Here is an 18,652-nt window from a genome sequence, read left to right on the forward strand (position 1 = left end):
TCTTTGCTTCTAATGAACATTGCGGAAAGAGCAAAACGCCCCGCCGCAATGGCCTTCACATCCGAACGGTGCCAGGTCTGACCCGTTCAATACTTCCCCGACAACAGCGAACCGAAGCCAGGTGCATAGGTCTTCAGACCCAATTTTTTTAACATCATGTAAGTGGTTGCCACCGAGGAAGACAACACAGGCAAGCCCTGGCGATCTTCGATGGCTTGAATGGAGGCCAGTGATGGCATTTGCACGCAGGCCGAGGCCACAATGGCATCCACGTTGGCGGTGTTCAGTTTTTTGGTGTGCTCAATGGGGGCCAGGGGATTCAAGCGGCCCACTTCAAGGTTGTCTTGCACTTCCAAAGAAATGCTGTCGACCACTTCCACGCCCTCGTGTTCGATGTAATCCACCACCAACTGGGTGAGCGGCTTCATGTAGGGCGTGAGAATGGCAATTTTTCTGGCTCCAATGGCTTTTAAGCCATCCACCAGCGCACCCGCACTGGTGACCACTGGCGCAGGGCCCCCAGCCTCGGCGGTGCGGCCTTGCAGGCGCTCTTCGGACTGACGGTGATAACCCAAGCCCATGCTCATGATGGCCACCAGGCAAGCGTAGCCCAACACGTCCACGCGGGCGTCGGCCAGCTCCAGCGCACAACGGTCAGAATCGGCGTCCATTTTGGCCAATTGCTCTTTGGTCACGTGCTGCATGCGCATGCGGCTGGAATGGAAGGTAAAACGCTCGGCCTCAACGGCCTCACGGGCTCGAAGAATGGCGGGAATTTCAGTTTCCATCGTGGTGTTGGAACTGGGCACAATTTGCCCGATCCGGTAATTCGTTTTCATGGGGTACTCCATTTAAGCGTCGAGCTGGCGGGCCAGGTCAACAAAGTCTTGCGCCACACAGTCAAATTCACCCGGCTCCACTTTGGGCAGGGGCACATGCTCACCAAATTCAAAGGGGCGCATCACGTAGGCCGTCTTCATGCCTTGGGCCCGCGCGGCACGCAGGTCACTGGGGTGGCTGGCGCACAGCATCATTTGGCTGGTGGGCAGGTTCAACAAGCGGGCCACGCCTTGGTAGGTTTCGGGGTCAGGCTTGTAGTGCTGGAACAGTTCAGCCGACACAATGCAATCCCACGGCAGGCCAGCATTTTTGGCCATGGCGGTGAGGAGCGAAAAATTGCCGTTGGACAGCGTGGTGATGGTGAACTGTTGTTTAAGCCGTGTGAGGCCGGCCACCGCATCGGGCCAGGGCGTGAGGCGGTGCCACACGGTGTTCAGGTGCTGGCGCTGCGCTTCGCTAAGCCCGCCAAACCCAAATTGTTCTGCGATGGAGTCCAGGATCATGCGGTGCAGGGCATCAATGTGCATCCAGGGCAGCTCGCCTTTGCGCACCCGATCCATGGCCGGGGCATAACCCGCACGCCAGGCATCGGCAAAAGCCAGGGGGTCGGTTTGAATACCCAACTGCGCGGCCAGCGCCGCGGCTTCACGGGCCACGCTGCCGCGCCAATCGACCACCGTGCCAAACACATCGAAAGCCAAGGCTTTGACGCCCATGCGTGCTTCCATCCTTATGTCTCCTGAGGCGCCGCAAAACCGTTGTGCTGCTGGCTGCGGTCACTTATGATGTATGTACAGAACGCCTTTTTGTATGCGTTTTTGTATTTCTTGTATACAAGACTATATTTTGACGTATACATTGTCAATGGTGCTGTTTAATTTTTTCAATTGCCCTTATGAAGAAAAAGCTCTCAGAAGATGTGCGAGACCAGATTGAAGAACTGATTGCCTTCGGCAAGCTGCTGCCGGGCGAGCATCTGGACGAAACCGAACTGGCCGAGCGCTTTGGTGTGTCGCGCACGCCCATTCGGGAAGCACTCAACCAGTTGGCCACCGCCGGCATGGTCGAAATGCGTGCCCGCCGTGGCGCGGTGGTGGCGCAGTTTACTGCCCAGCAACTGGTGGAAATGTTTGAGGTGATGGGCGAGTTTGAAGGCATGTGCGGCCGTTTGGCAGCCCGGCGACTAACCGATGAAGAACAGAAAGAACTGGTGGCTACCCATGAAGAATGCAAGGCAGCGATGGAAAAAGGCGGTGACCCCGACGAGTACTACCAGCTCAATGACAAGTTCCACGGCGTGATTTACCGCGGCAGCCACAACGAATTTTTAATGGAACAGGCCTGGGGCTTGCGCAGAAGATTGCGCCCCTACCGCCGACTGCAGTTGCGCGTGCGTGGCCGAATTTCAAATTCGCTGGATGAGCATGAGGCCATTGTGCAGGCCATTTTGAAAGGCGATGGCGAAACCGCCAACGAGCTGCTGCGCAAGCACGTGATGGTTCAGGGCCAGCGCTTTGCAGATTTGGTGGCCACGCTGCCTCTATTGCATGCCAAGTCGGCGGCTTAGGCCTTCACACGCCAGCGGCGTTAAACCTGCGGGCGTTTTAGGTCAAAATGGCTGCGCGTGGTGCAATACCCATCCCCACCCAGCTTGCCCACAGCATCGAGCAAGTCGTGGGCAATTTTTCCATCGCGAAGTGCAGCTTCATTCACCTCCACACCCAGCACATCGAGCAACATCATGGTGCCCGCCATGGGGCCTTCGCCAATGGGCTTGATTTCCCGCAGAGCACACTCAAACCGAACCAGGGCCTCCTCCACGCCCGGGGCCGCCACGGCCTTGCTGAGGGATTTGCGCAAGCCAGATTTTTCAAACTCATCCACCTGCGGCGGGTAGTCTGCACAACTGGTGTTCATGGCATCCACCAACACATGGCTCACGATGTTTACCACACATTCGCGTGTGCTTTGCAAATTGCTTAGCGTGTCTTTTTCAGCACGGTCGCGGGGGTTGACCTGCACCACACACAACACGGGTGGCTTGCAACTGGCCACGGTAAAAAATGAATAGGGCGCCAAGTTGGCTACACCGTCTTCGCTCAGTGTGCTCACCCAGGCAATGGGCCGAGGCACCACCGCCCCGGTGAGTAGCTGATAGTTGTCGCGAGGTGCGGTGTTTGACGTGTTGAAATACATAAAAGATCTTAAAGGAAGAAAACTTGCTTACCAATCTGAGGGCTTGACAATTGCTCGGCCATTGAGATCTTGCAGCGTTGCCGGGAGCTGATTGCCCGAAAGGTAGCCATCAAGATGACGAACATGGCTTACCAAGTCAACCAATGTTTGTGCTGGCCTAGAAACCGGAGAAATCAATGTGATCGGTTTTCCGCATTCATGACTTACAATTCGCAGTGGCTCAGCAAGATCGGTGTCATTGGTGATGACCGCAGCGTGCTCAAAGGCACCGGTCAAAGCGTCCCTAAGCAGATGCACCCCCAGGTTGACGTCGGAGCCCTTTTCTTCTGTTTTGATCACCTTGGCGTATCGCGGCAAAGGTGCCGAAATACCACCAGGAGGTCGAAACCCAAGCGGCTCGGCCAATCGCATCCATTTGTCCTGTGTTTGAAAAGAACCGTAATGAATACGCACCGATTCAAGAGTACCCAGGGCTCTTAGGTATGCGTGCTGGTCTTTCGGTGAATTTGGATTGATGCGGCCTGTCACCCTTGCTGTGTAGTAGTTGATCTGCGCAATGTCACAAGCACTGGGCAATACAGCACGGCAAAGCCCCTCGAGATTCAACCACTTGTGTGCAGTACCTTTTAAAGCTCGGTAATACAGGTTAAAGCCATCGATATAGACAAACGTTTTCATGACCTAAGACCCATAAAGCAAAAAGCCACCAAAAATTTGGTGGCTTTTTGGGCCCACGGCACGCCGTAGGTGAGTACGCAACGAAGAGTAGTCGCAAATTCAAGCGATGTCAAGAAACTCCATGATTGACTAACCCACCGCCTTCAACACCACAGGTTGCACACTGGCTTCGTTGATGTACACCAAGCCCTCTTGGACGGTGCAAGCAAGCACCATGTTGCGCTGGGCCAGGCTTGCCAGCGTTTGGGTGTCCTCCACCGCCAGTTGCACCACGGTCACCTTGTCGAGTTTGTTGAGCCATTCCTGGTTTTGCTTCCACCACACCTCGGCAGCGCGGCTGTAGCAATACACCACCACGGCGTCGGCTCGCCCACAGGCTTTGCGCACGCGGGTTTCGTCGGGCTGCCCCACTTCCACCCACAATCGGATGCGCCCGGTGGGGTCGATGTTCCACACCGCGGCCTCGCCTTCTGAGGAAATGCCTTTGCCAAATTGCAGGTCTTGATCGGCGTTCATCACAAACGCCAGCAAGCGCACCATGAGGCGCTCTTCGGTTTCAGAGGGATGAAGGGCCAGGGTTAGCGCATGGCTTGCAAAATAATGGCGGTCCAGGTCGCTGATGTCGAGCTGGGCCTTGTAGATGGTTGCGCCAAGGGCCATAAATAAAAAATCGCGGCTTGAAGAAGATCAAGCCGCGATTATCAGCCATTCAGGGGCAATTAGCGACCCATGCGGCGCAGTGCAGCGGTAGAAAAGTCGGCTGGGCTGTACTTCTTGCCAAATTCAGCAAATTTTTCTTCGTTGGTCAAACCGCCCACCAGGTAACGGCGAGCCTGCAAGTCGTAAATCACTTCGCCAGCCGAGGCGAAGGTGGGTGCGTGGTAAGCCTGTACACCCCAGATTTCACGAACACGCCACAAGGTGTTGCGGCTGTCGTATTTGTCAGCAGCCAATACACCCCAGGAGTCCTCGTCGATGTAGAACACGCGCTTGGCATAAATGTGACGCTTGCCGGGCTTCAATGTGGCTTCAACCACCCAAACACGGTGCAACTCGTAACGCACCATGTCTTGGTTCACATGGTTTTTCTGGATGATCTGGCTGTACTTCACCTTTTGATCGGCCATGCGGTAGTTGTTGTAGGGCACGTACATTTCTTTTTTGCCAATCAACTTCCAGTCGTAACGGTCTGGTGAACCGTTAAAGCCGTTGAGGTCGTCGTTGGTCCGCAGCCCATCGGCGCCAATCCCGGGGGAATCGTAGGCCAATTCGGGCGCACGGATTACACGGCGTTGCCCTGGGTTGTACTGCCAGGCCAAGCGGGGCTCTTCCACCTGGTTGATGGGCTCGTGCACCAAGGCCACTTCACCAGCCGAGTTGGCAGGCGCTGTGATTTGGTTCATGAAGTACAAAATGCGGTTGGGCTCGGGGTTGTCCATGTAAGAGGCCAAAGACACGGTTTCAACCCGTTTGCCCGCGGTGAACGAACCATCAGACTGCACGGGGAAGTCGGCCGAGTAACGGGTAAACGAGCCGCCCAGGTCACGGAAGTTGTGGTTCCAAATCACCTCGATCCCGCTCTTGGGCACTGGGAATGGCACATTCGACTTTTTAATGCCCACCACCCCGTTGCCACCCTCCACCAGCTTCACACCGGGGGCTTCGGCCTTGGCCGCGTCATACACCGACTGCCGGTAACCGGCTGTGCGGTGTGTGGGGTACACATTCATTTTGTAGCTGGGGTAGCGCTTCATCATTTCCATCTGCCCAGCCGTCAAGTTGGCCTGGTACTGCGCCATATTGGCCGCGGTGATGGTAAACAATGGCTTTTCGTCAGCAAAAGGGTCGACGTAGCCGGTTTTGTCGGGGTCAAAACCCTTGGGTGGGGTGACCAAGCCGCCGGTCCATTCGGGAATGGTGCCTGCTGCATTGCCCTTTCTTTCTGCCCCAATGGGGGTCAGTGATTTGCCCAGTTCGGAAAGGTCGTTGGCCTGGGCCGACACCCCAAACGAGAGCGCAGCGCCAGAAACCAGGGCCAATACCCCGTAGCGCCAATTGAACTGCTTGCCTGCAACTGCCATGAAAAGTCTCCTCATGATGGTTTGGTTGTTATGGTTGTTGTAATGGATATAACGCACTGCAATTCAAAAACTGATACTGCCCGCAGAGCAAATTCGATGCAAGTTTAAGTTGCATTATCGCCCGGCCACTTGGGCGGGAGGGTTGTCGGCCTGGTCTTTGGCGCACAGGGCGAAGGTTTGCGCCGGCTGATTGCTCTGCACAAACACGGCGGGCCGGCAATAACTGCCCACGGGGGCAAACTCGCCCATCACCTCGGCCAAAGGCTGGCCATACTCTACATTCTGGATGGCCTCTTTAAATGCCGGGTTGTTCAGCATGTGGCGGTACAACAGCAGGTGGTCGGGGTACGGCCCCCAAGGCAACCACAAAAACCCGTTGGCCGCAGTGGCATTGGCGGGCCGGTCGGCAGGGTCCGAAATCACCACCGTAAAGTACCCGTTGGCATCCAAGGGCACCCGATAGTCGGCCGCGCAGTCGGTGTAGCGCTGGGTGGCAAATTCGTTGCCACACAAAGACCAATAGCGCAAACCCTCTTGGCCTTCACCCACTTCGGCCTGGCCTTTGAAGCTGGGGGCCTTGGCGCGCACCAGGGCCAAGCTGCCGTATCGGCGGGAAAAACCTGTGGTGGTGTAGGCGTTGTGAATATTGCTTAAAAAACCGCCTGAGCCAGAATCGAAGCGACCGCCCAATTGCTGATTGGCCGCCTGCGTGCCCACCACATTGCCCGCAATGCGCAAACCCGCATCGCCCAAGCCAAAAAATTTGGCGGTGGTGGGCGGGTAGGTGGCGGTGGGGAATGGCAGGGCCAACTCATTGGGGTAATCCAGCCCCAACAGCCGTTCATTCAGGCCCAAAGCGGGCGCAAAGCCACCCAGGTTGGGCAGCAGGGGCTCTTCACAGTTGGGCAAGGTGCCCAGGCTGCGGCTGCCATCAGCAGTCTCTAGCGTGAGCGTGGGCAAACCCACGCCCCCATCAAAAAACTCACCCGCCTTCGACACATACACCCTGTAGATGAACAGGGCCAAGCCATTGGGCAACTGCGCAGGCCCTGCACCCACCTCGCCTGTGTAAAAAGTATTGGCTGCGCGGGTAAGCGCTGGGTCCTGGGTGGGCGATGGGCCATATTGCAAATAAGCAGTGTAGCTGCCCCCCTTGGCTTGAGGCTGCCCCGCATCAAAGGGATTGGAAGAGCCCGCATTGGGTCGTAGCTCAAAATCCGCCAGCGCATCGGTGGGGCGGGCGGCGGCGTCGTAAGCATTGAAAGAAAAATACCGCGCATCGGGATAGCGGCCATCAATACGCACCCGGGTTTGGGGGGTCACAGGCGCGGCAGCCACCCAATACTTGGCCTCGCTATCGGGAAAGGCAACGTTGGCTTTGTCGGCATCGGAGGCCGCAAACCAGCCACACCCCAGCCCCACGGGCGGTTGACCATTTTGCATGCCCGCAAAAGCCTGCTGCAGGCGCTCTTGGGTGAGCGTGGCCGACGGTGCATTGCTGCCCGACTCCCCCGCACCCCCGGAAGACCCAGGCACGGCAGGCTCCCCACCAACGCAGGCCGTCAGCCCCATTGCCAATGCAGCCGCCCAGGCGGTGCGGCCTATCCATAAATTGCCCACGGTGTTGTCTCCAATTTTTGCTGGTCAATTGTGCAGCCAGCAATTTGTATGCTTTAATGCCACCACATTAATACCAAAGTATTAAACCCCACAATCCGTAAAATACCCACAACACCCCATGACCCTCGCACCGGCCACAGCCCTCCAAAGCGACACCCGCGAACATTTGCTGCGCACGGCCTTGCTTGCATTTGCGGACCACGGGGTGGAGGGCGTGCGGCTCAGCCACATTCGGGATGCAGCCGGTCAGGGCAACCGCTCGGTGATGCATTACCACTTCAAGAACAAAGACACCTTGGTGCAAGCGGTGGTTGAATTTGTGCAGGGGCAATTGGACACCCACATGCAACGGGCGGCCGGGCGATTGCTGGGCATCTTGCCGCAGCCATCGCAATTGCCTGCTTTGGTGGAAGTGATGTTTGAGCCCTTTGTGACCTTGTTTGCCAGCGGCCCGGTGGGGGAGGCCTGCATTCGGTTTATGTCCCGGCTGACCTGGCAGTCGGGCGCCAAAGGCCAGCGGGTGCTGACCGATTTTTTTATTCCCTATGGCAACCTGTTTTTGCCCGCCCTGCAGGGCTGCGTGCCGCACTTAAGCCCAACCGAGTTGCGTTTTAAAATTTACCTGGCTGTGAACAATTGCATCCACGGCCTGGCAGACTTTTCGATTTTGCTGCACGACCCAGCGCTAGAACCGCTGGGGGACAAAGAGCCCGCCATCCTGGCCATGCGCCGTTTGTTTTTTGATTACATGGCTGGCGGCTTCAGCGGGCCCGCCCGGGCTTAAGCAGACCTGAATACGCCAAGCTCAATTAAAGCGGCTGCAAAACCCCAGCCGCCAACAGCCCCAACACCAGCGCGCCCAACCCCACCCGGTACGCCACAAACAGGCCATAGCCGCGGGTACTGACCAGCTTCAAAAACCAAATAATGACCCCATAGCCCACCACAAAAGCCACCAAGGTGGCCAAGGCCGTGTTGGCAGGGCTCACCGGCCCGGGTACGCCCCAACTTTTGTAAAGTTGGTAAAAGCCCGAGGCAAACACCGCTGGCACCGCCAGCAAAAACGAATACCGCGCCGCGGCCTCGCGGGTGTAGCCCATCAACAGGCCCGCCGTGATGGTGCCGCCAGACCGGCTTACCCCGGGGATGAGCGCCATGGCCTGCGCAAAGCCAAACAAAATGCCGTCGCGCCAGCTCATTTGCTTTAGCTCCACCTGCCTGCAGCCGGTTTTGTCGGCCCAACCCAAAATAAGGCCAAACACAATCAACATGACAGCGGTGAGGTACAGGTTGCGCAGGTAGGTTTCAATCAGGTCCTGAAACAGCAGGCCCAGCACCGCAATCGGCAAGGTGCCGATGATGACCAGCCACCCCAAACGGGCATCGGGGTTAAAAGGCGCATGGCGCTTAAACGAGGCGCACCAGGCCAAAAATATGCGGGCAATGTCGTGGCGGAAGTACACCAGCACTGCCAGCTCGGTGCCCAGTTGGGTGATGGCCGTAAAAGCTGCACCGGGGTCCAGGCCCGAGGGCAACATGGGGCCAATGATGCGCAGGTGCGCACTCGATGAAATGGGTAAAAACTCGGTCAGGCCCTGAATCAAGCCCAGAACCACTGCCTCCAGCCACCCAACACCAGCCACCGCCATGCCCTGCCCCCCGTGTTTGCAAGCCCGCACTATAGCAAACAAGCCCGGGCTAAATCATTGAATGCCGGGAATAAACGCGGGTGTTCAAGCGATGGTGGGCCAAGCCCATGCCACACAATACTTGCAAGCCAGGCCGCAGGGAGCTCCCGTGGACACCCAAACCGAATTGAAGAACATTTTTGTAACGCAGCCCTCGCTGCCGCCCTTGAACGAGTTTTTGCCCTACCTGGAAAAAATCTGGGAAAGCAAAACCCTCACCAACAACGGGCCTTTTCACCAGCAGCTTGAAGCGGCGCTGTGCAAGCACCTGGGTGTGCCCTACATCTCACTGTTCGCCAACGGCACCCTGGCCCTCATGACTGCGCTTAAGGCCCTGCGTATTCAGGGCGAGGTGATCACCACCCCCTATTCTTTTGTATGCACCAGCCACTCGCTGTTGTGGAACAACCTGCAGCCCGTGTTTGTGGACATTGATCCCCTCACTCAAAACCTGGACCCAGCCCGCATTGAAGAGGCCATCACCCCGCAGACCACAGCCATTTTGCCCGTGCATTGCTATGGCGTGCCCGCCGCCATGGAACGCATCCAGCAAATCGCCGATGTGTATGGCCTTAAGGTGATTTATGACGCGGCCCATGCCTTTGGCGTGCGCAATGAGCAAGGCAGCGTGCTCAACGCAGGCGACCTGTCGGTGCTTAGCCTGCACGCCACCAAAGTGTTCAACACCTTTGAAGGTGGTGCCATTGTGTGCAAAGACCCCAAGGTCAAACAGCGCATTGACTACCTGAAAAACTTTGGTTTTGCCGACGAAGTAACGGTGATGGCCCCGGGCATCAACGGCAAGATGAGCGAAATCAACGCCGCGATGGGCCTGCTTCAGTTGCAACATGTGGATGCAGCCGTGGCCCGCCGCCTGGCCATTTACCACATGTACAAGGTGCTGCTGGAAGACATCCCGGGCATTGAACTGATGCACATTCCGGGCAAGCTGCAATGGAATGGGGCCTACCTGGCCGTGTACGTCAAGCCTGGCTTTGCACTCAGCCGCGACGCGCTGTACGAGCACCTCAAGGCCAACGGGGTGAACGGGCGCCGCTACTTTTACCCGCTCATCAGCAGCATGCCCATGTACCGAGGCTTGCCCTCGGCCAACCCAGCCAACCTGCCCATGGCCCACCGCGCCGCCAGCGAAGTGCTTTGCCTGCCGATTTACCCCAACCTGGCCGACCATGATGTAGAAACCATTTGCGATTTGATTCGTGAGGCAGCGCGTGGCTAAGGTGCTGTTGGTGGACACCAACTTTTCTGCAGGTCCCCTGCAGGGTGAGTTGCTCCAATTAGGGCATGAGGTGCACCTGTGTGGCGGCAACCCACACGATGCGCTGGCCAAAGCCCAGCCCAATTACCACCCCGTGAATTACGCTGATGCGCACGCCCTGGCGGCCCTGGCAGACCAACTGGGCATCGACCATGTGGTACCCGGTTGCAACGACCGCGCCTATTTAAGCTGCGCCCAGGCCCGCCAGCACACAGGCCACACCCGCTATGCCGGGGTAGACTCCTTGGACGTCACCCTGACCATCAACGACAAGCTGAAGTTTCGCCAGTGCGCCAGGCAACTCGACCTGACATCGCCCCGGGTGTATTTGCCCACCGAGGCCCTGCCCACCACGCCGATGATTGTAAAACCCGTGGATGCGTTTAGCGGCCAGGGCATCACCGTGTTAAGCACGCCCAAGCCCAGCGAAGTTCAACACGCCATTGCCCACGCCAAAGCCTGCAGCGCCACAGGCCAAGCCCTGGTGGAAGACTGGGTGGAAGGCCAGCTTTACAGCCACTCTGCCTTTTTAACAGGGCAACGCATTGTGCAGTCCCATGTGGTGGTGGAGCACTGTGTGGCCCACCCCCATGCCGTGGACACCAGCCACCTGGCCCCCCATGACCTGCCGGCCCAAGCCCTGGCCCGCCTGGAAACCGAACTGCAACGCCTGGCCCAGCACCTGGCCTTGGGCGACGGCCTGTTGCACACCCAGTTTATTTGGGACGGCTCTCGCTGTTGGCTCATTGAACTGACCCGCCGTTGCCCCGGCGACCTGTACAGCCAATTGATTGAACTCAGTGTGGGCCGCGGCTATGTGCGCCAATACCTGGCGCCATTTGTGGGTAACGCTGTGCAAGCGCAACCCACCCAAGCCGAGCCAGCCCACGTGCTTCGCCACACCCTCACCCTGCCCGAGGGCGGGGTGCTGCACCACCTGCGGTTCAATGAGCCCTTGCAGATCGAACGCTGGGTGCCCGTGGCCAGCACCGGCGAGGCGCTGACCCCTGCACCCAAGGGCCGAATTGCCCTGTTGTTTGCCCGCGCCACCAGCGTGGAGAACCTGAAGCACCTGGCCGAACGGGCCATTTCCAGAACCCTGTTTACGGTGAACGCGCCATGAACCACACCCCACCAGCCACCACGCCACAAGCCATCACGCAGCCCAGCCCCAGCGTGGATGCATTTTTACAGGCAGCCGACCAGGCGCTTGAGCCGCGCATGCATGCGCGGGTGGACCTGTTCATCAACCCCAACATCCAACTTCCACGTTACCTGGTGGGCCGCAACGCCGATGCACAGCACCTGGCCCGGCTGCTGCCATTCCAGGGGGTGATTGACGACTCCCCGGGCGCGCCCAGCCAATGGTGTGGCTTGCCCGTGCTGCCCATGCATGCGGTGCCAAAACATGCCTGGGTCATCAACTGCGCCACCTCCATCGCCCCGGTGAATGTCAACCGTGCGCTGACCCGCGCCAACATTGCCCAGCGCCTGCACATCAGCGACCTGCTTGCCCACCCCGCCTGGCCCGACCAGCACCTGCCCTGGTTTGTGCTGCAGCAACGCGAAGAATTTGCCCAACACCGCCAGGCCTGGGCCGCCCTTTACAGCCGACTGGAAGACGCCGAAAGCAAGCGCGTGCTCACCGACATGTTGTGCTACCGGCTAAGCGCCAACCCGATTTACATGAAGGGTCGCACCGTGCGGCTGGCACAACAATACTTTGAACCCTTTTTGAACCTGAAAGGCGAAGTGTTTGTGGACGCTGGCGGCTTTGATGGCGACACCACCGAACTGTTCATGCAACACGACCCCGAGCACCGCCGGGTGTATTTTGTCGAACCCTCGCCCAGCAATTTAAAGGCCGCACAACAACGGCTTGCAGGTTGCGACGAACGCATCACCTGGTTGCCCGTGGGCTTGTCCAGCCAAGCCGGGCAATTAAATTTCAATGATGGGGCTGGCTCTGCGAGTGCCGTGGGCCAGGCAGGCGACATTCAAATCCCCGTAGACACTCTGGACGCCCTGGTGCCCGGCCCCGTGAGCTTCATCAAAATGGACCTGGAAGGCTGGGAGCTACACGCCCTGGAGGGCTGCCAACGGCACATTGCACAACACCAACCCAAACTGGCCATCTCGGTTTACCACCATGCCGCCCACTGCCGTGAAGTGTGCCTGCGCGTGTTGGCCATGAACCCCCACTACAAGGTTAGGCTGCGCCATTACACCCAGGGTTGGTCTGAAACAGTGATGTTTTTTACCGGTTCATAGACCAATTGATTTGCCTTGGCATGGCCTAAGCTTCCAATATCGAACAGGGAGGCGGCCATGCCCACATCACCCCACAACAGCCTGAGCAAGCCCATACGCGTCGCCATGATTGGCGGTGGCGTCAACTCGGCCGTGGGCCGCGTGCACGAAATCGCCATGCGCATGGACCTCGAATTCGCGCTCACGGCAGGCTGTTTTAGCCGCGACCCCGAATTTAACCACCAAAGTGGCCAGGCTTATGGCCTGCCAGCGCACCGGGTGTACAACCGCCCCGAAACCATGCTGGACGACCCCACGCTGGATGTGGATGCCGTGGTGATTGCCACCCCCATTGCTTCGCATGCGGAATATATTCACCTGGCCCTGGACCATGGGTTGCGGGTCATATCGGACAAACCCCTGGTGAGCACGCTGGCCGAATGCCACACCATTCTGGATCGCGTGCCCGCCCACAGCACCGACGTGTTTTGCATTTTTAATTACACAGGCTACCCCGCCGTGCGCGAAATGAAGCAGCGCATTGAACAGGGCGAACTGGGGCAGGTGTTCAAGATCATGATTGAAATGCCGCAAGACTCCTATATGCGGCTCAAGAACACCAACAAAACCCAGGCCATTCAGCCCTGGCGCCTGCAAGACGGCTTGATCAGTTGCGTATCACTGGATCTGTTTGTACACCTGCACAGCCTGGTGCACTACGTCACCGGCAAAACCCCCGTGCAGGTGAACGCCTGGCAACGCGCCATCAGCAGCGTGTCTGAAGGCCTGATCGACGAAGTCGACGCCATCATTGATTACACCGACAACCTGCGTGTGAACGCCTGGTACGGCAAAGCCGCCCTTGGCCAACGCAACGGCTTGCGCATCCGCGTGCTGGGCACACTGGGCAGCCTGGAATGGGTTCAAGAGCAGCCCGAACAACTGCGCGCCGCCGATGCGCGTGGCAACACCCTGGTGTACGACCGCATCAGCAGCAGCAGTTGTGTGACCACCGAGGCACGCTACAACCGCTTCAAAGCCGGCCACCCCGCTGGTTTTATAGAGGCCTTTGCCAACTACTACTGCGACATTGCTCAAGCCATGCGGGCCGGGCAATTGAACACCCACACCCTTGGCCTGGGCGTGGCCGCCGAGGGGCTGGCCCTGTGCCAGGCCATTTCGGAATCGGCACAGCTGGGCCGCCCCATTGCAGTTTCTTACCCTGGACCCCACCATGAGCAACGTGATCGAACAACAGCGCATTTGCACCATTCGACCCAAAGTTCTGTTCAAACTGATTGAAACGCACTTTCCGCATCAAAATGTGAGCTTCAAAGTAAACGTGCCCAGCCCAGACATTGGCGGCATGACCCTGCTTGAAAGCAGCATCTTGGTGAGCCTGGTCAAATTGACCGATGCACAAAACCTGTTTGAGTTTGGCACCTTCATGGGCGCCACCACCTTACTTTTGGCCGAGAACACTCCACCCAACGCCCACATTGTGACACTCGACCTGCCACAAGATTATGCCAGCCACACGGCGCACCAAACTCAAGATGTACTCAAAGATGGCCATGCCAACGACGCCTTCTTGACCCACACCTTTGCAAGCCATGGTGCACGCTGCATACAGCGGGCCGACGCCAGCGTGCAGGGCAAGGTCACCCAGGTGCTGGAGAACAGCCTTGACCTGGATGTGAACGCACGTGGCTACAAAGGCCAGTTTGATTTTGTGTTTGTGGATGGCGGCCATGCCTACAACATTGTGAAGCGCGACACCGAAAACGCCTATCGCATGCTCAAGCCCGATGGCGTGGTGGTGTGGCACGACTACGCCTCAACCATTCACGATGAGGTCACCACCTTCCTGGATGAACATTCTGAGGGCCGCACCATTGTGCACGTGGCCAACACCATGATTGCCTTTGAACTTCATGGTCGCTTCAAACACTTGCTGGATTCTGCCCTGTAAGCCATGGCCAACAGCCCACTGCCCCGGCACACCCTGGCCGCGCTCAATGAGCGGCGCAACTGGCCCAGCGCCTGGCGACTGGCCCTGCACCTGGGCCTGCTGTGTGCACTGGGCACAGCGGTGGTGTTTGCCCTGCAATCGGCCTGGGCTGAACACACCTTGGGCGGCTGGCGGTTTGTGCTTGCGCTGGCCTGCTGGCTGGCCTATGGCGTGGTGTTCAGTTTTTTGGGGTACGCCGGGCTTGGGCACGAGTTGGCCCACCACACGGTGTTTAGTTCGCGTGCGCTGAACGTGGCGCTCTTCCACCTGGTGTCGTTTTTAAGCTGGAGCAACCCGGTGTACTTTAGGGCCAGCCACCGCGTGCACCACCAACACACTTTGCAACAGGGGGTGGACTATGAGGTCAACCCCGACCCCTACCCCTTGCTGGAGCGCTGGTGGCGCTTTGCGGTGTTCGACACCGACGCCTTCAAGCGCGCCGCAACCATTTACTGGAACAACACCCGCGACCGGGTGCCCGGCCCCTTTGGCCAAGGGCATTTTGCAGTGGGTACCACAGCCCGCCGCCAACTGGTGCACACAGCCCGCTGGCACGTGGCCTTGCACACCACCCTGGCCCTGGTTGCGCTTGCGCTGGGGTTCTGGCCATGGGTGCTGTTGCTTACCTTGGCGGCCTTTGTGTGCACCCTGCCCAACCGCGTGCTGGCCAAGCTACAGCACGCTGCCTTGCCACGCAATGCGGGCGACCTGCGGCACAACACCCGCACCTTGCTGTTGCCCAAGCCGCTGGCGTTTTTGTACTGGAACATGAACTACCACACCGAACACCACCTGCACCCCAGCGTGCCTTACTACAACCTGCCCCGCTTGCGCACTGCGCTGGCCGGGCATTTGCCCCACACCGCCCCTGGCCTGCTGCCGCACCTGCACGCCCTTCGCATGCCCGCGCAACAGCACAGCCACCCTTTGTGCAAAGAGAAGCCATGACCACCATTGCCATCACCGAGCCAAGCCCCAGCGTCCACGATGCTCTGCAAGCCCTGTATGCCGAGGTGGACCAACCTTTGCACGAACTGGAATATGCCCTGCTCAACAAGCCCAGCAGCGTCGAGGAGCACCTGCGCAGCATGGGCCAATTGGTGGACCGTTGCGAGCGCCGCCCCCACTGCCAACTGTTTGAACTGGACACCCAGGCCACCCGCGAGTTGTGCACTCGAATGGCCAGCATCTACCAGCGCCTGCTGAGCGACCTCTCCAGCAACCTCAGCTTTAAAAGCATCGTGATGCTCACCCTTCAAAAACGTTTTATTCAACAGGTGTTTGAAATTTCAGGGTATGGCAGCGTGCAAACCCTGCAAAAGCTTCTACTTCGCAAAAGCAAAGAGCGCCCTTACAAAACCCTCACACAAAGCCAGGCAGCAACCCGCCACGTGCTGGCCAGCACCCTGAGCACCCTGGACGCCGAAGAACTGGTACAGCTCAGCCTGGACAACAGCGAAACCGCCGCCCTGCTGGCCATCGGCCTGCTGCTGGACCGCCTGCCCACCAACTTGGCTGGCGAAGCGGGCCGGCAGTTTTTGCTTGAGCAATACAACCCCTACGAGGCCCTACAGCCCCACGACGCCTACAGTGCGCTGGTGGCCAATGTGTGGATGCTGTGCAGCTACAGCGCAAGCCCGGGCAAACATGAAATAAAAAAACACCTCAACGCCTGGTACAAGCGCGTGCACAAAGCCAAGGGGCTGAGGGTCAAGCCCACCGGCAGCGTTGCGCAGCCAGGCAATGTGCACAACAAACCCGTGATGGCTGTGGTGGCCGAGAGTTTTTCATCGTTCCACGCCATGTACCGCTGGTACGCGCCCATCATTAAACGCCTCAAAGAAGACCACTACCTGGTGCTGGTGGCCCTGCGCGCCGACGTGGACGAACAAGCCATCGCCCTCTTTGACCGCTACCTGGAAGTGCCGGCACACGACGAACTCAACGTTCAAAGCGTGCTCGACCAATGCACCCCCGACATCGCCTACTTCACCAGCGTGGGCATGCGCAGCTGGGGCATCAGCATGGCCAACCTGCGTTGGGCCCCCTTGCAGGTCATGAGTTTTGGCCACCCGGCCACCACCCACAGCACAGAAATGGACCTGGCCTTCATCAACACCCGCACCGTGGGCCAGCCCGGCATTGTGGCCGAAAACCTGCTGGTGCTGGAATCTGAAATTGGCAGCCTGATTGAAGCCCACCGCGACCTGCAACTGCCCCCACCGGCCCAGCTGCCCAGTGACGAAGTGCACATCGCCATTCCCTGCAACCTCATGAAAATCAACATCGGCTTCATGACCGCACTCAAGGAAATTGAACGCCTGGCTGATAAACCCGTGCGCTTTACCTTCTTCCCCAACCAGGGGGGTATTTCGCACCTCACCACCGAGCGGCAAATACAGCGCCTCTTCCCCAACGCCACCGTGGCCAAGCGCAGCAACTACCAACAATACCTGGCACGGCTGAACCAACACCACCTGGCGCTCAGCCCCTTCCCCTTTGGCAACGCCACCAGCACCATCGACTGCATGGTGCTTGGCCTGCCCAGCATTGGTTTGCTGGGGCAAGAACCCCACTCGCGCAGCGACTACGACGTGCTGGCCGCCTTCGATTTGCAAGACTACTGCGTGGCCGACAGCGTAGAAAACTATGTGAACGGCACCGTGCGCTACATCAACACCCCAGGCCTTCTGGACGAACTACGCGCCATGGTGGCCTCCAAAAACTACATTGAGCGCCACGGCAGCGGTGAAAACCCACTGAGTGAAGAATTTTGCAAAGCCCTGCGCTGGGCCCATGCCAACCTGGCGCAAGTGCAAGGGCCGCGGGGTGAGGTGTTTGAGTCGGCGGGGCGGTGGGCCTAGACCAATTGAGCGGCGCAAGAAAAAATTGATACTTCGTACTCATATCGGGTATTATCGTACCCATTATGGCATCGAATTTGCTATCAGACAGTCTGTTCTCCAAGACCCAGCAAACGGTCTTGGCTTTGATATTTCTCAATCCTGACCGATCTTTTTACCTCAACGAGATCGTCAGGCATAGCAATGCTGGCAAGGGCGCCGTGCAGCGGGAATTGAATAAGCTCGAAACGGCTGGGCTGGTTCGCGTTCAACACATTGGCAACCAAAAGCACTTTCAAGCCAACGCAGACTGTCATGTGTTTCAAGAACTGAGATCCATTGTGGTTAAAACCTTCGGCATTAAAGATGTCCTGATGAACTTTTTATCGCCCAAAGCCACAACAATAAGTCTTGCTTTCATCTATGGGTCTTTCGCAAAAGGCGAGGCCACCGCCCAAAGCGACATTGACCTCATGATCATCAGCGACGAGCTAGAACTCCCCGATTTACTTCAAACTCTGATGCCTGCAGAGGCGCAATTGGGCAAGCAAATTCAAGCAACGCTTTACAGAAGTCACGAGTTCAAACAAAAACAAGCCGGGGAATTTCTTCGCCGAGTGCTGGCTGGCCCTGTCATTCCACTCATTGGCCAACTGAATGAGCACAAACAAGCAAACCTTTGAGAACCTGCTGAAAATCGGTCAAATCAAGGCAGAGCCCTTCATTCAGGCTGAATTTGACGGACTAACCCGCGCAGCCCAGCGCAAGCTCAAAGACGCCAGCAACCTGACCCTCTCTATCGACAGCCGCTTTGACTTGGCTTACAACGCTGCCCATGCCTTGGCGCTGGCAGCGCTGCGGAAAACCGGCCACCGCTCAGAAAACCGTTACCTAGTCTTTCAATTGCTCGAGTTAACCGCGGGTCTTCCCCCTGCATCGTGGCGGATATTCGCCATGGCCCATCAAAAGAGAAACATGGCGGAATACGAGGGAATAACCGAGATTGAATCTTCTTTATTGGAAGCATTGCTTAACAGCACGGAACAATTAAGCCGGGCAATCTGCCAATCGTCATCACTCAAACACCCCACTTGACCAAATAGAGCGTCTAATCGAAACGTTTGTTAACACCTTGATTTTCCAGCATTTTATTTACATTGACCAAT

The 18,652-nt window shown here is 58.0% G+C and carries 19 protein-coding genes; 11 read left to right on the top strand and 8 right to left on the bottom strand.

From position 1 onward, the window contains the following. Positions 1-86: 86 nt before the first annotated feature. Entirely contained in the window at positions 87-839 is a 753-nt protein-coding gene (locus ACEQU8_RS06615) for an Asp/Glu racemase (RefSeq protein WP_370262419.1), read from the bottom strand. A gap of 12 nt (positions 840-851) precedes the next feature. Next, a complete protein-coding gene (locus ACEQU8_RS06620) occupies positions 852-1,568 on the bottom strand; it encodes a haloacid dehalogenase type II (protein ID WP_370262421.1) in 717 nt (238 codons plus the stop codon). A gap of 167 nt (positions 1,569-1,735) precedes the next feature. Between ACEQU8_RS06620 and ACEQU8_RS06625 the strand changes: the two genes are divergently transcribed. Further along, complete coding sequence (locus ACEQU8_RS06625; RefSeq protein ID WP_370262423.1) at positions 1,736-2,407, top strand: GntR family transcriptional regulator; 672 nt, start codon at positions 1,736-1,738, stop codon at positions 2,405-2,407. A gap of 20 nt (positions 2,408-2,427) precedes the next feature. On the opposite strand, the gene ACEQU8_RS06630 is transcribed toward ACEQU8_RS06625, so the two are convergent. The 5 genes from ACEQU8_RS06630 to ACEQU8_RS06650 form a co-directional block, all read right to left on the bottom strand. Next, positions 2,428-3,036 carry a flavin reductase family protein gene (locus ACEQU8_RS06630; RefSeq protein ID WP_370262424.1) on the bottom strand — a complete coding sequence of 203 codons (609 nt, stop codon included), beginning with the start codon at positions 3,034-3,036 and terminating at the stop codon, positions 2,428-2,430. Between the two features lie 27 nt (positions 3,037-3,063). Next, complete coding sequence (locus ACEQU8_RS06635; RefSeq protein ID WP_370262425.1) at positions 3,064-3,714, bottom strand: NYN domain-containing protein; 651 nt, start codon at positions 3,712-3,714, stop codon at positions 3,064-3,066. 129 nt (positions 3,715-3,843) lie between these two features. Further along, positions 3,844-4,374 (bottom strand): YaeQ family protein, encoded by a 531-nt coding sequence (locus ACEQU8_RS06640; protein ID WP_370262426.1) that lies wholly within the window; start codon positions 4,372-4,374, stop codon positions 3,844-3,846. Positions 4,375-4,433: 59 nt separating this feature from the next. Continuing rightward, on the bottom strand, positions 4,434-5,795 hold the full coding sequence (locus ACEQU8_RS06645) for a DUF1329 domain-containing protein (RefSeq protein WP_370262428.1): 1,362 nt from the start codon (positions 5,793-5,795) through the stop codon (positions 4,434-4,436). A 114-nt stretch (positions 5,796-5,909) separates the two neighbouring features. Continuing rightward, entirely contained in the window at positions 5,910-7,415 is a 1,506-nt protein-coding gene (locus ACEQU8_RS06650) for a hypothetical protein (RefSeq protein WP_370262429.1), read from the bottom strand. A 118-nt stretch (positions 7,416-7,533) separates the two neighbouring features. Between ACEQU8_RS06650 and ACEQU8_RS06655 the strand changes: the two genes are divergently transcribed. Further along, positions 7,534-8,199, top strand: a complete 666-nt coding sequence (locus ACEQU8_RS06655) for a TetR family transcriptional regulator (protein ID WP_370262430.1) — start codon at positions 7,534-7,536, stop codon at positions 8,197-8,199. Between the two features lie 25 nt (positions 8,200-8,224). On the opposite strand, the gene ACEQU8_RS06660 is transcribed toward ACEQU8_RS06655, so the two are convergent. Next, complete coding sequence (locus tag ACEQU8_RS06660) at positions 8,225-9,106, bottom strand: undecaprenyl-diphosphate phosphatase (RefSeq protein WP_370262432.1); 882 nt, start codon at positions 9,104-9,106, stop codon at positions 8,225-8,227. A 49-nt stretch (positions 9,107-9,155) separates the two neighbouring features. Here ACEQU8_RS06660 and ACEQU8_RS06665 point away from each other — a divergent pair, with 49 nt between their 5' ends. The 9 genes from ACEQU8_RS06665 (at position 9,156) to ACEQU8_RS06705 (ending at position 18,581) form a co-directional block, all read left to right on the top strand. Beyond that, positions 9,156-10,343: a DegT/DnrJ/EryC1/StrS family aminotransferase gene (locus tag ACEQU8_RS06665; protein WP_370262468.1), complete on the top strand. Its 1,188-nt coding sequence runs from the start codon at positions 9,156-9,158 to the stop codon at positions 10,341-10,343. After that, a complete protein-coding gene (locus ACEQU8_RS06670) occupies positions 10,336-11,505 on the top strand; it encodes an acetyl-CoA carboxylase biotin carboxylase subunit family protein (RefSeq protein WP_370262433.1) in 1,170 nt (389 codons plus the stop codon). The genes ACEQU8_RS06665 and ACEQU8_RS06670 overlap by 8 nt, the downstream gene beginning before the upstream one ends. Beyond that, the gene (locus ACEQU8_RS06675; protein ID WP_370262434.1) at positions 11,502-12,653 is read left to right on the top strand and encodes an FkbM family methyltransferase; all 1,152 of its coding nucleotides are present in this window, start codon (positions 11,502-11,504) and stop codon (positions 12,651-12,653) included. The genes ACEQU8_RS06670 and ACEQU8_RS06675 overlap by 4 nt, the downstream gene beginning before the upstream one ends. A gap of 57 nt (positions 12,654-12,710) precedes the next feature. Further along, on the top strand, positions 12,711-13,934 hold the full coding sequence (locus ACEQU8_RS06680) for a Gfo/Idh/MocA family protein (RefSeq protein WP_370262437.1): 1,224 nt from the start codon (positions 12,711-12,713) through the stop codon (positions 13,932-13,934). Beyond that, positions 13,867-14,604, top strand: coding sequence for an O-methyltransferase (locus tag ACEQU8_RS06685; RefSeq protein ID WP_370262438.1), 738 nt, complete (start codon positions 13,867-13,869; stop codon positions 14,602-14,604). Before ACEQU8_RS06680 ends, ACEQU8_RS06685 begins: the two co-directional genes overlap by 68 nt. Before the next feature lie 3 nt (positions 14,605-14,607). Beyond that, the gene (locus ACEQU8_RS06690; RefSeq protein ID WP_370262439.1) at positions 14,608-15,591 is read left to right on the top strand and encodes a fatty acid desaturase; all 984 of its coding nucleotides are present in this window, start codon (positions 14,608-14,610) and stop codon (positions 15,589-15,591) included. Further along, positions 15,588-17,507: a hypothetical protein gene (locus ACEQU8_RS06695; RefSeq protein ID WP_370262442.1), complete on the top strand. Its 1,920-nt coding sequence runs from the start codon at positions 15,588-15,590 to the stop codon at positions 17,505-17,507. The genes ACEQU8_RS06690 and ACEQU8_RS06695 overlap by 4 nt, the downstream gene beginning before the upstream one ends. A gap of 119 nt (positions 17,508-17,626) precedes the next feature. After that, positions 17,627-18,169 (top strand): nucleotidyltransferase domain-containing protein, encoded by a 543-nt coding sequence (locus ACEQU8_RS06700; RefSeq protein WP_370262443.1) that lies wholly within the window; start codon positions 17,627-17,629, stop codon positions 18,167-18,169. After that, entirely contained in the window at positions 18,144-18,581 is a 438-nt protein-coding gene (locus ACEQU8_RS06705; protein ID WP_370262444.1) for a hypothetical protein, read from the top strand. The genes ACEQU8_RS06700 and ACEQU8_RS06705 overlap by 26 nt, the downstream gene beginning before the upstream one ends. The last annotated feature ends 71 nt before the right edge of the window (positions 18,582-18,652 follow it).

The sequence above is a fragment of the Limnobacter sp. genome (assembly GCF_964228395.1).
Lineage (GTDB): Bacteria > Pseudomonadota > Gammaproteobacteria > Burkholderiales > Burkholderiaceae_B > Limnobacter.

Bases quoted from the DNA above. Each gene is read 5' to 3' on its own strand.
- ACEQU8_RS06615 (WP_370262419.1), bottom strand. From the start codon at position 839: ATGAAAACGAATTACCGGATCGGGCAAATTGTGCCCAGTTCCAACACC.
- ACEQU8_RS06620 (WP_370262421.1), bottom strand. From the start codon at position 1,568: ATGGAAGCACGCATGGGCGTCAAAGCCTTGGCTTTCGATGTGTTTGGC.
- ACEQU8_RS06625 (WP_370262423.1), top strand. From the start codon at position 1,736: ATGAAGAAAAAGCTCTCAGAAGATGTGCGAGACCAGATTGAAGAACTG.
- ACEQU8_RS06630 (WP_370262424.1), bottom strand. From the start codon at position 3,036: ATGTATTTCAACACGTCAAACACCGCACCTCGCGACAACTATCAGCTA.
- ACEQU8_RS06635 (WP_370262425.1), bottom strand. From the start codon at position 3,714: ATGAAAACGTTTGTCTATATCGATGGCTTTAACCTGTATTACCGAGCT.
- ACEQU8_RS06640 (WP_370262426.1), bottom strand. From the start codon at position 4,374: ATGGCCCTTGGCGCAACCATCTACAAGGCCCAGCTCGACATCAGCGAC.
- ACEQU8_RS06645 (WP_370262428.1), bottom strand. From the start codon at position 5,795: ATGGCAGTTGCAGGCAAGCAGTTCAATTGGCGCTACGGGGTATTGGCC.
- ACEQU8_RS06655 (WP_370262430.1), top strand. From the start codon at position 7,534: ATGACCCTCGCACCGGCCACAGCCCTCCAAAGCGACACCCGCGAACAT.
- ACEQU8_RS06665 (WP_370262468.1), top strand. From the start codon at position 9,156: ATGGTGGGCCAAGCCCATGCCACACAATACTTGCAAGCCAGGCCGCAG.
- ACEQU8_RS06675 (WP_370262434.1), top strand. From the start codon at position 11,502: ATGAACCACACCCCACCAGCCACCACGCCACAAGCCATCACGCAGCCC.
- ACEQU8_RS06680 (WP_370262437.1), top strand. From the start codon at position 12,711: ATGCCCACATCACCCCACAACAGCCTGAGCAAGCCCATACGCGTCGCC.
- ACEQU8_RS06685 (WP_370262438.1), top strand. From the start codon at position 13,867: ATGAGCAACGTGATCGAACAACAGCGCATTTGCACCATTCGACCCAAA.
- ACEQU8_RS06690 (WP_370262439.1), top strand. From the start codon at position 14,608: ATGGCCAACAGCCCACTGCCCCGGCACACCCTGGCCGCGCTCAATGAG.
- ACEQU8_RS06695 (WP_370262442.1), top strand. From the start codon at position 15,588: ATGACCACCATTGCCATCACCGAGCCAAGCCCCAGCGTCCACGATGCT.
- ACEQU8_RS06705 (WP_370262444.1), top strand. From the start codon at position 18,144: ATGAGCACAAACAAGCAAACCTTTGAGAACCTGCTGAAAATCGGTCAA.